General features: G+C 72.3%; 14 protein-coding genes. 5 read left to right on the top strand and 9 right to left on the bottom strand.

Going from position 1 to position 14829, the window contains the following annotated elements; all coding sequences use genetic code 11:
• Positions 1–25: 25 nt before the first annotated feature.
• The gene (locus ACWGIH_RS00070) at positions 26–754 is read right to left on the bottom strand and encodes an alpha/beta fold hydrolase (RefSeq protein WP_453447452.1); all 729 of its coding nucleotides are present in this window, start codon (positions 752–754) and stop codon (positions 26–28) included.
• Between the two features lie 5 nt (positions 755–759).
• The gene (locus ACWGIH_RS00065) at positions 760–1899 is read right to left on the bottom strand and encodes a cupin domain-containing protein (RefSeq protein ID WP_453447453.1); all 1140 of its coding nucleotides are present in this window, start codon (positions 1897–1899) and stop codon (positions 760–762) included.
• Positions 1900–2031: 132 nt separating this feature from the next.
• On the opposite strand from ACWGIH_RS00065, the gene ACWGIH_RS00060 reads away from it, so the two are divergent.
• On the top strand, positions 2032–3030 hold the full coding sequence (locus tag ACWGIH_RS00060; RefSeq protein ID WP_453447454.1) for a LacI family DNA-binding transcriptional regulator: 999 nt from the start codon (positions 2032–2034) through the stop codon (positions 3028–3030).
• Positions 3031–3034: 4 nt separating this feature from the next.
• On the opposite strand, the gene ACWGIH_RS00055 is transcribed toward ACWGIH_RS00060, so the two are convergent.
• The 4 genes from ACWGIH_RS00055 to ACWGIH_RS00040 all read right to left on the bottom strand — a co-directional run bounded on the left by ACWGIH_RS00055 (position 3035) and on the right by ACWGIH_RS00040 (position 8523).
• Complete coding sequence (locus ACWGIH_RS00055; protein WP_453447456.1) at positions 3035–4462, bottom strand: amino acid permease; 1428 nt, start codon at positions 4460–4462, stop codon at positions 3035–3037.
• Positions 4463–4642: 180 nt separating this feature from the next.
• Positions 4643–6004 (bottom strand): histidinol dehydrogenase, encoded by a 1362-nt coding sequence (hisD, locus tag ACWGIH_RS00050; protein ID WP_453447458.1) that lies wholly within the window; start codon positions 6002–6004, stop codon positions 4643–4645.
• 111 nt (positions 6005–6115) lie between these two features.
• Positions 6116–7027, bottom strand: coding sequence for a LysR family transcriptional regulator (locus ACWGIH_RS00045; RefSeq protein WP_453447459.1), 912 nt, complete (start codon positions 7025–7027; stop codon positions 6116–6118).
• A 137-nt stretch (positions 7028–7164) separates the two neighbouring features.
• The gene (locus ACWGIH_RS00040; protein ID WP_453447461.1) at positions 7165–8523 is read right to left on the bottom strand and encodes a hypothetical protein; all 1359 of its coding nucleotides are present in this window, start codon (positions 8521–8523) and stop codon (positions 7165–7167) included.
• Between the two features lie 113 nt (positions 8524–8636).
• Between ACWGIH_RS00040 and ACWGIH_RS00035 the strand changes: the two genes are divergently transcribed.
• Together ACWGIH_RS00035 and ACWGIH_RS00030 are read left to right on the top strand one after the other, a co-directional pair.
• Positions 8637–9908: a molybdopterin-dependent oxidoreductase gene (locus ACWGIH_RS00035; protein WP_453447463.1), complete on the top strand. Its 1272-nt coding sequence runs from the start codon at positions 8637–8639 to the stop codon at positions 9906–9908.
• A complete protein-coding gene (locus ACWGIH_RS00030) occupies positions 9908–10393 on the top strand; it encodes a hypothetical protein (RefSeq protein WP_453447464.1) in 486 nt (161 codons plus the stop codon). Before ACWGIH_RS00035 ends, ACWGIH_RS00030 begins: the two co-directional genes overlap by 1 nt.
• On the opposite strand, the gene ACWGIH_RS00025 is transcribed toward ACWGIH_RS00030, so the two are convergent.
• Genes ACWGIH_RS00025 through ACWGIH_RS00015 form a run of 3 tightly spaced genes read right to left on the bottom strand, consistent with a single transcriptional unit; the run spans position 10336 to position 12472 of the window.
• Positions 10336–11034, bottom strand: coding sequence for a class I SAM-dependent methyltransferase (locus tag ACWGIH_RS00025; RefSeq protein ID WP_453447466.1), 699 nt, complete (start codon positions 11032–11034; stop codon positions 10336–10338). The two genes, ACWGIH_RS00030 and ACWGIH_RS00025, sit on opposite strands and share 58 nt — an antisense overlap.
• A complete protein-coding gene (locus ACWGIH_RS00020) occupies positions 11031–11696 on the bottom strand; it encodes a TIGR04282 family arsenosugar biosynthesis glycosyltransferase (RefSeq protein ID WP_453447467.1) in 666 nt (221 codons plus the stop codon). Before ACWGIH_RS00020 ends, ACWGIH_RS00025 begins: the two co-directional genes overlap by 4 nt.
• Positions 11693–12472, bottom strand: coding sequence for a glycosyltransferase family 2 protein (locus ACWGIH_RS00015; RefSeq protein ID WP_453447469.1), 780 nt, complete (start codon positions 12470–12472; stop codon positions 11693–11695). The genes ACWGIH_RS00020 and ACWGIH_RS00015 overlap by 4 nt, the downstream gene beginning before the upstream one ends.
• 124 nt (positions 12473–12596) lie before the next feature.
• On the opposite strand from ACWGIH_RS00015, the gene ACWGIH_RS00010 reads away from it, so the two are divergent.
• A complete protein-coding gene (locus ACWGIH_RS00010; protein ID WP_453447470.1) occupies positions 12597–13472 on the top strand; it encodes a response regulator transcription factor in 876 nt (291 codons plus the stop codon).
• Positions 13473–13477: 5 nt separating this feature from the next.
• Positions 13478–14590, top strand: coding sequence for a sensor histidine kinase (locus ACWGIH_RS00005; RefSeq protein WP_453691567.1), 1113 nt, complete (start codon positions 13478–13480; stop codon positions 14588–14590).
• Positions 14591–14829 lie beyond the last annotated feature (239 nt).

Here is a 14829-nt window from a genome sequence, read left to right as displayed (position 1 = left end):
CAGATGTGCGGCCGGGCGTGGTGGCCTACGGCCGGGTCTCCGGCACCCGCGCCAGCAGGTCCCGCAGCGCGGCGGAGACGGCGGCGGGCCGCTGCCACGGCAGGAGGTGTCCGGCGCCGGGTACTTCGCGCAGTTCGGCGTCCGGCAGGGCCCGCGCGATCGTCCGGTGGAAGTCCGGCGGGCACAGCGCGTCCCGGGCCCCCGACAGGACCACGGCCGGGCAACGGGCCCCGCGCAGTGCGTCGACCGCGTCCCGGCGCGTCGCCTGGGAGGCCAGCTGGGCGCGCGCGGCCTCGGGTCCCACGGCGTGTGCCATGCGCCGGTAGCGCTCGGCCGGCCCGCTCGGCGGCCGGGGGACGGGGAACATGCCGGGCAGTGTCTGCTCGACGACGTCCGCGAACCTGCCGTCGGCGATCAGGCCGTCCATCGCACGCCAGGCCGCGTACTGCTCGGGGCGCGGTGCTCCCGCGTTCGTCGACATGACACAGAGCCCGGCGATCCGGTCCGGGGACCGCCGCAGCGCCTCGAACGCGACGATGGCGCCCAGGCTGAGCCCGACCACGACGAACGGGCCGGCGGACACCGAGGACAGCAGGTCGTCGGCCAGGGCCCCGATGTCCGGCTTGCCCAGTTCGACGTGGTGCACCGGGTGGCCTTCGGGGAAGTCCACCTCCGACCACAGGCTCGGGTCGCACAGCATGCCGGGGACCACCACCAGCGGCAGCGGTTCGGACGTCGGCTCGACGCGGGGCACGGCGGTCACCAGCGGCGCGCGGAGCGGGGGAGGAGTGCGTACGGCGCGACGTATCCGTTGTGGTCGATGCCGAGGCCCGCGTCGGCGGCGCACTTGGAGACCTCGTCGTCCCAGTCGAGGCGGACGCGGCCGTCGCCGGAGTTGACGACCATGAGGTCGCCGCGCCCGTCGCCGACGTTGCGCAGGGTGCGCCAGGCGTCCTGCGGCACGGAGAGCATGTCCCGCGGGCCCAGGCGTACGGAGACGGGGTCGGCGCGGTTGAGGGTGATCTCCCACTCCCCGTCCTTGACGATCAGCGTCTGCGTCTCGTGCTGGCGGTGCAGGGACACGCCCTGGCCCGGTTCGGCGCGCAGCCAGGCGACGTTGTGGCCGTGCGGGTTGAAGATGCGGGGTTCCTGGTGCAGGTCCTCGGTCATGCCGTATCCGATGACGCAGCTCAGCTGTACCCCGCCGCCCGGCAGGGTGCTGTCGAGGAAGGGCCGCTCGGACCAGACCAGTTCGTCCGCCGCAGCGACTCGGCGCTTCATCTCCTCGACGCCGTAGTGGCGCAGCCGGTCGATGTACTCCTGGGTCATCGGCTCGGTCAGCTCGGTGCCGGGCGGGATCTCGTCGCCGGCGACCGTGTCGATCAGCTTGTTGTCGGCGGTCAGGTAGAGGCCGTGGCCCTCGGCCTCGCGCAGGACCGACGGGCCCCAGATGATGCCGCCGGTGTGGTCCATGCCGAGGACGGTGAACATCCAGCCGTCGTCGGGCCCGGTGTTGGTGAAGCCGCGGAAGATCCAGGTGGGGATGGAGGCGATGTCCCCCGCCTTGAGCAGGAGTTCGCCCTCGGTGCCGTCGGCGCCCCAGCGCAGCAGGTACTCGCCCTCGGTGCAGACGAAGACCTCGGCGGTGTAGTGGAGGTGGAGATTGTTGGTGATGCCGTGGGGCATGGCGGCCGCACCGATGTTGTAGCCGTGCGGAAGGCGGAGATTGACGTGCTGGCCCGCGGCCTGCGAGACGCCGGGCCCGATCATCGCGTAGTTCTCCTTCCGGTCCGAGCCCGGTGTGCGGCAGTCGATGAAAGCCTGGTTGCAGGAGACGAAGTCGCTGCGGCGAACCGTGCGACGCCCCAGCTCGGCGGTGGACACGACGACATCGTTCATGGCTGCTCCTTGGAATGGAATACGTATGCATTCCATGACAGGTTCCGGGCCGTCCAATGTCAAGGGGTATGGCATACGTATAGTGAGAAGCAGGCCGTCGGAGGGGCGCGCCGGGCGACGAGGAGAGGGCCGATGGCGATCACGAGTCACGACGTGGCGAGGCTGGCCGGCGTCTCGCAGCCGACCGTCTCCCGGGCCCTGCGGGACGACAGCCGAGTGTCCGCGGCGACCCGCGAGAAGGTCCGCAAGGCGGCGCAGGCCCTGAACTACGTGCCCAGCGAGGCGGGCCGCACGCTGTCCACCCGGTCCACCCGGCGTATCGGGGTGATCGTGACCGACCTGACGAACCCGTTCTACCCGCACGTCATCGCACCGCTGCACGACGAGCTCCAACTCCTCGGCTACCGGATGATGCTGCTCACCGAGCGCTCCGACGAGGCGGTGGCCGAGGAGAAACTCCTCGACCAGTCCCTGGACGGCGTGGTGCTCGCGACGGCCACCACGGACTCCGGTCTTCCGGCGCAGCTCGACCGGCGCGGCATGCCCTACGTCTTCCTCAACCGCGACACGGGCGGCCGCGGCGACTACGCCTCGGTCGTCGACAACGAGGGTGGTGGACGTCTGGTCGCCCACACGCTCGCCGACCTCGGCCACCGGCGCATCGCGGGCATCTTCGGCGCGGCCAACACGACCACCGGACGCGAACGCGAGCTGGGCTTCCGCCTCGCCCTGGCCGACGCGGGCATCGGGCTTCCCGAGGACCGGGTGGCGCGCGGCGCCTTCGAGTACGAGACGGGATATCAGGCGCTGCCCCGGCTGCTCGACGCGGCACAGACGCCCACCGCGGTGTTCTGCGGCAACGACGTGGTCGCCATCGGTGTCCTGAACGCGGCGCTCGCGGCCGGTCTCCGGGTCCCCGACGACCTGACCGTGATCGGCTTCGACGACCTCCCCATGGCGGCCTGGGAGGTGTTCCGGCTGACCACGGTCCGGCACGACCTGCGGGAGCTGTCGCGGCAGGCGGCGCGGCTGCTGGTGCGGCGCATCGACGGCGACGCCGACCCCAAGGGTGAACGCCTCGTCCTGCCGACCGAGTTCGTGCCCCGGGCGACGCACGCCAGGCTCCCCTGACCTCTTACCGCTGTGCTGTCATGGCGTCGGTGCCGGCACCGGTATCGCCGGGATCACCGGCGTGTCGGTCGCCGTGCCGCCGCTGACGCAGGACTCCCACGGTGACCAGGACCGCCGCAAGGGCGAGGGACAGCCAGAGTTCGAGGCGGTGGCCGGGGAGGACCGCCATGAGGACCAGCACTCCGGCGATGAAGGCGATCGTGGCGAGGGTCAGATAGGGGAAGGCCCACATCCGCACCTCGGTCGGCCGCGGTTCCTTGCGCCGGGTGGCGTACTGGGTGATGGCGATGACCATGTACATCATCAGGGCGATCGCACCGCTGGACGCGATGAGATACGTGAAGACGCTCGGCAGAAGGTAGTTGGCGATCACCGCGGCGACGCCGATGACGGTCGAGGCGAGCACCGCGTTACGGGGCACACCGGACGCCGATGTGGCGGCGAGCGCCGCGGGGGCGTCCTGGCGGCGGGCCAGCGAGAAGGCCATGCGCGATGCGGTGTAGATCGCCGAGTTGAGGCAGCTGCTCACGGCCACGACGAGGACCACGTCCATGATCCGCCCGGCGCCCGGGATGTTCATCCGGTCCAGGACCGCCTGATAGGAACCGTCGGCGAGGGCGTCGGAGTTCCACGGGACCAGGCTCACCACGACGAAGATCGAGCCGACGTAGAAGAGCCCCAGGCGCCACACGACGGCACGGACGGCCTTCTTGATGTTCTTCTTCGGTTCCTCGGATTCGGCGGCGGCGATCGTGACGATCTCGCTGCCCTGGAAACTGAACATCGCCGTGAGCAGTCCGGCGAGCACGGCCACCCCGCCCTTGGGCGCGAAGCCTCCCTCGCTCCACAGGTGCGAGACGCCGTGGGCGTCCGATCCGGGCAGGACCCCGAAGATCGCGAGTGCGCCGAGCACGAGGAAGGCGACGATCGCGATGACCTTCAGGAGCGCGAACCAGTACTCGAACTCACCGTAGTTGCGGACGGCGAGGAGGTTGCTGCCCGCGAGCAGGGCGATCATGGCGAGCGCCGGGATCCAGCTCGGGATGGCGGTGAGCCCGGCGATGACCTCGCCCGCGGCGATGGCCTCGATGGGAATGACGAGGATGTAGAACCACCAGTAGAGCCACCCGATGGAGAAGCCCGCCCACCGGCCGAGGGCGCGGTCCGCGTACGTGGAGAACGAACCGGTGTCGGGGTGGGCGACGGCCATCTCCCCGAGCATCTGCATGACGAGCACCACCAGGGCGGCGGCCAGCAGGAACGAGATCAGTACGGCGGGTCCTGCGGCCGCGACGGCGGTGGACGAGCCGACGAAGAGGCCGGCCCCGATCACACCGCCGATGGAGATCATGGTGATCTGGCGGCCCTTGAGCCCTTGTTGCAGAGCGGGGCCCGTGCCCGTGGGGGCTGGGTCCGGGGAGGGGTGGTGCATGCGGAGATCCTCGGGGAGTGGGAGCGCGGGTGCCCTTGGTACGGGACGGTACTCACTCGTCCCGGGCAGGTGACGCCGGCGGCGGCCCGGGGACCGGACGCGCCCGGAGCATGACGCTCCGGGCTCCGGACCCCCTCGCCCCCGGCCGCGAGGGGCGCGGAGGCGAGGCGCGGGACTGGATCAGAGCTGCTCGCGCAGCGCTTCGGGGACCGCGTCGAAGGCACCGGAGGCGCGGCCGATCCGGTCGATCCGGATCGTGGCGGTGGCGCCGTGGGCGGCGAGGCCCTCGAAGGCGGAGATGCGTTCGACGGCGGGCGCCAGGGAAGCGGTGCCCTCCTTGACGGCCCGCTGGTACGTGAGGGGCTTGAGGAAGCGCGAGACGGAGAGCCCCGCGTTGTAGCGGGAGGTCTTGCCGGTCGGCAGCACGTGGTTCGTGCCGGCGATGCCCTTGTCGGAGTAGGCGACGGTGGACCAGGGGCCCAGGAAGACCGAGCCGTAGTTGGTGAGGTTCTGGAGGTAGAAGTCGTCGTCCTCCGTCTGGATCTCCAGGTGCTCCGGGCCGAGGATGTCCGACACGGCGACGGCCTGGTCCCGGTCGCGCACGACGATGACGGAACCGAAGTCCCGCCACGCGGGCCCGGCGATGTCACGGGTGGCGAGGGTCTCCAGCTGGCGGTCCATCTCGGCGACGACCGCCCGGCCCAGCTTCTCCGAGGTGGTGATCAGGGCGGCGGGGGAGTTCGGGCCGTGCTCGGCCTGGCCGAGCAGGTCCGCGGCGACCCAGACCGGGTCGGCGGTGTCGTCGGCGAGGACGGCCACCTCGGAGGGGCCTGCGAGGAGGTCGATCCCGACCTGCCCGAAGAGCTGCCGCTTGGCCTCCGTGACGAAGGCGTTCCCGGCGCCGACCAGCATGTCGACGGGGGCCTCACCGAGGAGGCCGAAGGCCATCGCGCCGAGAGCCTGGACGCCGCCCACGGCGAAGACCCGGTCGGCCCTGGACAGGTAGGCGCCGTAGAGCACGGCCGGGTGGGCGCCGTGCTCACCCGACGGCGGGGTGCACGCCACCACGGTGGGGACACCGGCCGTCTTGGCGACGCCCACGGTCATGAAGGCGCTGGCAAGCAGCGGGAACCGGCCCGCCGGGAGGTAGGCGCCGACCCGGGACACCGGGACGTAGCGCTGTCCGCCCGCCACGCCGGGGGCGAGCTCGATCTCGAAGTCGGTCAGGTGCTCGCGCTGCGCGGAGGCGAAGCGGTGGGTGCGCTCGTAGCCCATCTCCAGGGCGGTACGGACGTCGGCGGGCAGGGCGTCACCCGACTTCTTGAGCTCGGTGGCGCTGATCTCCAGGTCGCCGGACCAGCCGTCGAGCTCCTTCCCGTAGGCACGGACCGCGTCCATGCCCTTGCCCTCGATCTCCTTCAGCATCTGGGAGACGCGCTCGACCACCTTGGGGTCGCGCTGGGCGGGGGGACCGTCGACCTCCGGCTTCTTGAGCCACTGGAAGGGAGCGAGGGTCTTCTGTTCGTCGTGCGTGATCTGCATACCCGGGACCGTAGATGCGCCCGGGTCACAGGACTAGAGGGGCGATTCCTGCGCCTCCCACAGGGTTTCCCTGTGGGTCCTCTGACTCGTCGAGAGGCGCGTTCGCCCTGGTCAGGACAGCAGACCGGTCCCGATCTCGCGGATGGTGTCCTCGGCCAGGCGGGCGAGCTCCCGGGTGGCGCGGGACAGGGGGCGACCCCGACGTCTGACGAGCGCGATGGTGTCGTAGAGGGGTTCGGCGAAGGGAGCGGTGTGCAGTCCGGCGGGGAACCTGGGACTGTCGATCACCGCCCGGCTCGCGATCGTGTCGCCGACGCCCGTCGCCGCCAACTTCAGTGCCGCTTCCACGTGTTCGAGCTCGATGAGGGGATCGATACGGGCTCCGGCGAGCTGGGCGCGCTCGGCGAGCTGACGTCGGGTCGGGTCCTTCCAGCCGTAGTGCGCGTCGTACAGCACGAGCGGCGCCCGGCAGAACGCCTCGATGCTCACGGGCGCGCCGGTGCGCTCGGCGCTCGCGCTGACGTAACGCACCTCGTCCCGCATGAGGGGAGTGATGGCGAGCCCCTCGTCGTCGATGGGCAGGATGACGAGACCCGCCTCGATCCGCCCCTCCGCGACGGCCGCCGCGGTCTCGGCGGAGTTCTGGCCCACGAGCCGTACGCGGACCGCCGGGTACCGGGCGTGGAACATCTGCACGAGGTTGGAGAGCAGGTAGTAGTCGGCGTTGCGCAGCACTCCGAAGGTGGCGGTGCCTCCGCCGAGCGACCCGAGGGAGTGGACGGCCCGGGTCCCGCTGTCCGCCGCGGCGAGCGACTCCTGCGCGTACGGCAGGAGTTCGCGCCCGGCGGCGGTCAGGGTCAGGGTGCGGCTGCCGCGCAGGAACAGCTCGGCGTCCAGCTCCGCCTCGAGGCGCCTTACCAGCTCGGATGCGGATGCCTGGGCGATGTCCATGGCCTGCGCGGCGGCGGTGAAGGACCCGAGCCGTTCGGCCTCGACGAACGCCCGCAGCTGGTTGAGGGTCACGCGGCGCCTCCCTCGCGGGCGGATGCCGGGAGGCGGCCGGCGCGGGGCCGTGGAGCGGCGGGGCGGGTGGTGGTTCTGTGCATACCCGCACCCTAGGAAATGGCGGGACGGAGGCGAAGCCGACGGGCGCCGCGCCCTCACCAGCCCGTGAACAGCAGGTGATTCACCAGCAGCGCCAGTACGGCCTGCGCGGTGAGCCAGAGGCGCTGATCGCCCTTCGGCACAGACGCGGTCGCCGCGAGCAGGAACGTGGCGAACGGCAGCCAGATGCGTTCCGTCTCCGCCTTGCTCATGCCCGAGAGGTCGGCGGCAAGCAGTGCGAGCAGGGTGGCCAGGACGAGGACGGTCAGACGGTCGGCCGGTGTGGTGCGACCGGTCCACAGACGGATGAGCGCGCCGGGCGCCGACATCATCGTCCTGCGCAGGCCGGCGACGGTCGCGAGGCCGACCACGAGCACCGTGCAGGCCAGATTGGCCCAGACGAAGTAGGCGTACGGCCTGATGCCGCCCGCCCCCTGGTGATAGCGCTCGCCGAGCAGGCGGTACGCCTCCCACCAGTCGAAGCCCGCCAGAGTGAAGACGAGCGGAGCCACCGCCGCCCCCGCGAGGAAGAGCGGGAGGGGGCGCAGGGTGCGGGTGATCAGCAGGACGGCCGCGGCGACGAGCGCGAAGAGCGTCAGGCCGTACGAGAGGTAGCAGATGAGGCCGAACAGGAGACCGGAGCCGAGTGCCGCGGCGACGGGGGAACGGGCTTCGCGCGTCGCCGCCAGCGCGAGCAGGGCGATCATCCAGGCGGTGACGGCGGCGAAGTAGCCGTCCGCCGAGGCGCCGACCCAGATCGCGGCCGGGGCCAGGACGAGGAAGGGCGCCGCACGGCGGGCCGTCGCCTCGTCGGCCAGCGCGCGCAGGGTGATCAGGACGGCCGCCACGGCGGTGCCGCCCACCGTGATGCAGAAGGCTCCGGCCCAGGCGCCGCCCCCGAGGCCGACGCGGTCGAGGAGGACGAAGGTGAGCGTGGCGCCGGGCGGATGGCCCGCGGTGTGGGCGGGCCAGTGGCCGGGGGAGTCGATGAGGATGTGCCGGGTGAAGTCCCGCAGCGTTCCGGGGATGTCCTCGAAGCGGTCGATGACCTGGAGGTATTCGTACTTGGTGGTGAGCCGCCGGGCTACGCCCCGGTGCCAGCCGTCGATCAGCGCGAGCGACCAGATCCAGGCCGTCGAGGCGGTCCACGCGGTCAGGAGCAGCGCCCGCCAGGAGAGCCGGGCGGCGAGAACGGGGGCGTACGCGATCACCGCGACGGCGACGGCGAGCGCGGCGGGTGTGCCGGGCCCGATGTGCGGATCCCATCGGGCGTACAGGGGCGGCCAATTGAGGTGCAGGGTGCCGTCCGCGTGCTCGATCGACGTGCCGATGACGACGGCCGCTGCGACGAGCAGCGCCGCGATCCCGGCAGCGGCCAGGTCACGGCGGCGGCCGGTGCGTTCTGTGGTGCTCACGTCTGCACCGTAGGCGCAGGAGGCGGGAGTGAACGGGCCCCGCGGCACGACGTCAGCGTTTCGTCATGAGTCGCGGGCCGGTTCGAGCACACGGTCCGGCATACGGTCGCTCCATGCCCACAGGACAACGCGTCCCCTCTCCCGCCGACCCCGGTTTCTGGCGCAGCCCGCTGCGCGGGCCCTGGCTCACCTCGGTGCTCGGCGTCGTCCTGCTTGCCGGTGTCACCGTGCTGTTCGTGACCGGCCTGCTGTCGTACGCGGCTTACAACCCGAACCTGTCGCCCGTCAACGACAAGACACCCGACAAGGGTCTCCTCGGCTTCTACCTCTTCGACTGGCCGACTGACCCGCACTGGCTCTACCGCCTCAATCAGGGCCTGCACGTCACGGTCGGCATCACGCTCATCCCGGTGCTGCTCGCGAAACTGTGGTCGGTGATCCCGAAGCTCTTCGCGCTGCCCCCGGCGCGATCCGTGGGGCACGCCCTTGAGCGGGTCTCGCTGCTCCTGCTGGTCGGCGGCGCGCTGTTCGAGTTCGTCACGGGCGTACTCAACGTCCAGCTGGAGTACCTCTTCCCCGGGTCGTTCTACCCCCTCCACTTCTACGGCGCCTGGGTGTTCTTCGGCGCGTTCGTGGCCCATGTCGTGCTGCGCCTGCCCCAGGTCGTACGGGTGCTGCGGGAGCGGGGGTGGCGCGAGCAGCTGCGGGACCCGCGCCCCGAGCCCGCCGACGCGGAGGGACTCGTCGCGCCAGCGCCCGCCGAACCCACCGTGACGCGGCGGGGAGCGCTCGGCATGGTCGGCGCGGGTTCCGCCCTGCTGTTCGTGACGACGGCGGGGCAGAACGTGGACGGGCCCCTGCGCCACACCGCCCTGTTCGCCCCGCACGGCGGCGGTGATCCGGGGAGCGGGCCGAACGGCTTCCAGATCAACAAGACCGCCGCGAAGGTGGGGGTGGGGCAGCGGGACACGGGTGAGCTGTGGCGTCTGGTCGTCGGCGGACCACGGGGTGAGGTCAGACTTTCTCGCGACGATCTGCTCCAACTGCCGCTGCACAGTGCCGCCTTGCCCATCGCCTGCGTGGAGGGCTGGTCGACGTCGGACCAGTGGTGGCGTGGGGTGCGGCTGCGCGACCTCGCGGCCCTTGCCGGGTTCGAGGAGGACCCTCCGGGCGTGTTCGTGGAGTCCCTGCAGCGGCACGGGGCCTTTCGCAAGGCCGCGTTGCGCGACAACCAGGTCCGCGACCCGCGCTCCCTCCTCGCGCTCCGGGTGAACGGCGAGGATCTGTCGCCGGACCACGGCTATCCGGCGCGGATCATCGTTCCGGCCGCGCCCGGCGTGCTCAACACCAAATGGGTGTCCCGTCTGACCTTCGGGGAGCTGTGATGACCGCTCTGACGCATCGGCTCCGGCGGTGGTACGGCGAGGGGCCTCTCCAACTCCTCGTGCTCCTTGCCTCGTTCGCGCTCGCGGGGTACGCGGGGGTGCGGCTCCTGGACGGCGACTGGCTGCTGGTCGCCGTCTGGTTCGTCGGCGCGGCCCTGGTGCACGATCTGCTGTTCGTGCCCGCGTACACGCTCGCCGACCGTGCCCTGCGGGCCGCCGTGGGGCGGCGGGGGTGCAGGGAGTGGATCACCTTCGTACGCGTTCCGGCGTTCCTGTCCGGGCTGCTTCTGCTCGTCTGGTTTCCGCTCGTCGCCGGGCAGGTGGAGCGCTACGAGTCCTCCACCGGGCTCCCCGCCGGTGTCTTCCTGACGCGGTGGCTGATCGTCACGGCCGCGCTGTTCACGGGATCGGCTCTGTGCCGGGTGCTTCAGGTGCGGCGAGCGCGGCGCAGCGCCAGGAAGGAACGGCCCTCGGTGGTCCACTGAGCGGCCGGGCTCCAGCCGAGTGGACGGGCGTGGCGCAGCAGGGCGGGGGTGCCGAGACGGGCCCAGGGGAAGGAGTCGCCCGGGGTGCCGCGCCCGTCGTCGACGTGCACCTCCACCCGCTCGTCGACGTCCACCGGCGCGGTCTCGGCGATCAACAGGCCGCCGGGGATGAGGAGTTGGTCTACTCGCGCGAGCAGTGCGTCAGGGTTTCCGCCGATCCCCACATTGCCGTCCATGAGCAGGGCGGTACCCCAGCGGCCTTCGCCGGGGAGCGCGTCGAAGACGGAGCGGAGCAGTGCGGTGCCGCCGAGCCGGAGCGTGTGGTCGACGGCCGCCTGGCTGACGTCGACGCCCAGGACACGGTGGCCCAGGGCCGCGGCCCCGGCCACCAGGCGGCCGGGGCCGCAGCCGATGTCCAGGACGCTGCCCTCGCAGCGGCGCAACGCGGAGAGGTCCGCCGCGTCGGCACTCGCGCACCAGCGTTCGACGTCGAGGGGCAGCAACCAGCCGTCGCTGCGGCGCAGGAACAGCGGGCCGTGGCCGTTGCGCAGGGCATTGGTGTACGGATCCGCGCGCCAGGGCGCGGCCGCGGGCGGGGGCGCCGTGTCGCGAAGGCCGGTGGCCGGTGGCGCTGTGCTCATCGGCCACCGCCCGGGCCCGGGTGCCCGGCGGCCGCGGCCAGGCGGGCGAGCGTGGCGGCGAACCGGCTGCCGGGCGCGGCCGCGGCGACCTTCCCGGCGTCGTCGGCCGTGTCGACGTCGCGCAGCGGGGGCAGGTCGCGCACCCTCAGTCCGGCGCCGGTGAGCCGGGCCCGTTGCAGGGTGCCGGTGTCGGGCCTCGACATGGGGACGCCGCGCAGCAGCCGTGGGTCGGGATCGGCCAGGCCGAGCGCCCAGAATCCACCGTCGACCGCGGGGCCGAACCAGGCGTCGCAGTCGTGCCAGGCGTCGGGGCCGAGGGCGGGGGCGAGCAGGCCCGGCGTGACCTGGGGGGTGTCCATGCCGATCAGGAGGGCGGGCCCGACGCACCCCGCGAACGCCGCGGCGAGTCGTTCGTCCAGTCCCCCCGCGCACTGCGGGACCACCTCGATCCCGGCGGGAACCCAGGGCCCCGGCCGCCCGGCAAGCACCAGGACACGCCGGTGTGCGGGCGCCGCGAGCACGACACCAAGAGTGTCGGCAAGCGAGGCCGCGGCCAGCTGGGCGGCTTCATCGGGGCTGTAGGGCGGGGTGAGCCGGGTCTTCACGCGTCCGGGGAGCGGTTCTTTGGCGATGACGAGGAGGGTGGTGCCGTGCGTGGTCATTTGGCACCGCCTGGCGTGCATCGGCCGTTTCCGGTGGGGGTCGGTCGTGGTGGTTCCGCGAGTACCGCTCGCATGTCGTGTACCGCGTGCCACGTCCCGCGCCATGTCCCGGTGACCTTCGACTTGCCCTCGCGCGGCAGGTACGGGACGTCCCGTTCCTCGATCCGCCAGCCTGCGTCGGCCGCGCGCACGACCATCTGCAGCGGGTATCCGCTGCGGCGGTCGGTCAGGCCCAGCCCGAGCAGTTCCTCGCGCCGCGCCGCCCGCATCGGGCCCAGGTCGTGCAGCCGTACGCCGGTACGCCGCCGCAGCATCCGGGCGAGCGCCAGGTTGCCCGCGCGCGCGTGCGGCGGCCAGACGCCGCGGCCCTGGGGGCGCCGCCGTCCCACGACCAGGTCGGCCGTCCCGTCCGTCACCCTGCGTACGAAGGGCCTCAGCAGCCCCGGATCCAGGGAGGCGTCGCAGTCGCAGAAACACACCACGTCCGCGTCGGACGCCATGAGGCCCGCGTGGCAGGCGGCCCCGAAGCCGCGCTGCGGCTCCCGTACGACCGTGGCGCCCAGGGAGCGGGCGACGTCCGCCGAACCGTCGGTGGAGCCGTTGTCTACGACGATGGCCCGCCAGCCCGCGGGAACGCGTTCCAGGACCCAGGGCAACGCCGCGGCCTCGTCGAGACAGGGCAGGACGACGTCCACCCGAGGGGAGTGGGGGCCGGGCGGGCCGGAGGGGCCGGGTACGTCGGGTACATCGGGTTCCGCGGAGGGGGAGGGGGTCATGTGACTCACCCTATGAATCCGAACCGGACAAATGGGACTTGAGGTTCTTACGAAACGGGGACGTCGGCAACCGGAAGCAGCTCTGACCGGCCGGTCCACGCGCTGCGAGTGCGAGGCTTGCGGCATGCAGCCACCACCACCGCAGGACCACCCGCCCGCCGGGAACGCCGTGGGCGCCGGGGCCGCGACTCCCGGCCCGCTTCGAGTGCTCGTCGTGGACGACGACCCGACCGTCGCCGAGGTCGTCGCGGGCTATCTGGAGCGCGGCGGCTACACGGTCGACCGCGCCGAGGACGGCCCCGGCGCGCTGGAACGCGCCGGAATCGTCCGGCCCGACCTCGTCGTGCTCGACCTGATGCTGCCCGGCATGGACGGTCTGGAGGTGTGCCGCCGCCTGCGCGACAAGGGACCGGTGCCGGTCATCATGCTCACCGCCCGGGGCGACGAGGACGACCGGATCCTGGGCCTGGAGGTGGGGGCCGACGACTACGTCACCAAGCCGTTCAGTCCGCGCGAACTGGTCCTGCGGGTGGAGTCGGTGCTGCGCCGCAGCCGCGCCGCCGCGCGCGCTCCCGAGGGTGTCGCCACGCTGGGCGCGGCAGGCCTCCGGGTGGACCCGGCGGCACGTCGAGCGACCAAGGGTGGCGTCGAACTTCCCCTCACCATAAGGGAGTTCGACCTCCTGTCCTTCCTGCTGCGCCATCCAGGGCAGGCGTTCGGGCGGGAAGAGCTGATGCGGGAAGTGTGGGGCTGGGAGTTCGGTGACCTGTCCACCGTCACGGTCCACGTACGCAGGCTGCGGGGCAAGGTCGAGGACGACCCGGCCAGGCCGCGGCTGATCCAGACGGTGTGGGGCCTGGGGTACCGCCTCGACGTACCCGACGGCGAAACTCCGCACGGTGCCGGTGCCGGTGCCGGTGCCGGTGATCCGGCGGTCCGGAACCCGCCCCCGGCCCACGCCCCCCGGCGAGACCCCGTACCGCCCCGAGCCGAAGGCTGACCCGCATGCGCGACATCCTCCTCATCGCCCTCTTCGCCTTCCTGGGGGCCGCGAGCGCCGGACTTCTGGGCGCCCTGACGCTGCGCCTGCTGCGGCACCGTTCCCTCGTGGTGGCGATGACCGTCGTGGCGGCCGTCGCCGTGCTCGCGATGCTGGCCGGGACGCTCGCGGTGGCCTGGGAGATGTTCCTGTCGCCGCACGACCTGACCGTGGTCACCATCGTCGTGGCGATGGCCGCCGTGGTCTCGCTCGCCACCGCGCTGCTCCTCGGCCGCTGGATCGTCGCCCGCAGCAAGGCCCTGACCCTGGCGGCCCGTTCCTTCGGCGACGGCGGGAGCTTCGCGGCCCCGCCGGAACCCGGCAGTGCCGAACTGTCCGCGCTGACAAGGGAATTGGAGGCGACCAGCGCCAAGCTCGCCGAATCGCGGGAGCGCGAGCGTGCGTTGGAGCGTTCCCGGCGCGAACTGGTCGCCTGGATCTCGCACGACCTGCGCACCCCGCTGGCCGGCCTGCGGGCCATGTCCGAGGCTCTGGAGGACGGCGTCGCCGCAGAGCCTGACCGCTACCTGCGCCAGATCCGCACCGAGGTCGAACGCCTCAACTCCATGGTCGGAGACCTCTTCGAGCTCTCTCGCATCCACGCGGGCGCGCTGGCCCTCTCGACATCGCGCATCTCGGTCTACGACCTGGTGGGCGACGCGCTCGCGGGCGTCGACCCGCTGGCGCGCGAGCACCGGGTGCGGCTCGTCGGCGACAGCGTCGAGGCCGTCCCGGTGGAGGTCGACAGCAAGGAGATGAGCCGCGTCCTGGGCAACCTCCTGATCAACGCGATCCGCCGCACTCCGGCCGACGGGACCGTCGCGGTGGCCGCTGAGCGCTCCCCGGACGGCGTGGTCCTGTCCGTGACGGACGGCTGCGGCGGCATCCCCGAGGAGGACCTGTCGCGTGTCTTCGACACCGGCTGGCGCGGCAGCCAGTCCCGCACACCCCCGGCAGGCGCGGGCCTCGGCCTCGCGATCGTCCGCGGCATCGTGGAGGCCCACCAGGGCAGGGCGGCCGTACGCAATGTCGCGGGCGGCTGCCGCTTCGAGGTGACGCTGCCGGCACCGGAGGGGTGAACCGGCCGGCGCGGCCCGCTCGGCACGTACCGCGGACCACTTACTGCGGACCACGTACCGTGCTCACTCCCCGCGCAGCCCCGCCCGCGCGAACTCCCGCATCCCCGCCGCGAAACCGACCCGTGGCCGCCACCCCAGTTCGGCCCGCAGCCGCGAGGAGTCGGCGGTGATGTGGCGGACGTCGCCGAGACCACGGTGGCCGGCTTGGACGTCACCGAGGCTACCGCGCGGGTCCAGGT

The sequence above is a fragment of the Streptomyces sp. NPDC054872 genome (genome assembly GCF_053610705.1).
Note: the sequence above shows the minus strand (reverse complement) of the source record. Positions and strands in the feature narration are given on the sequence as shown.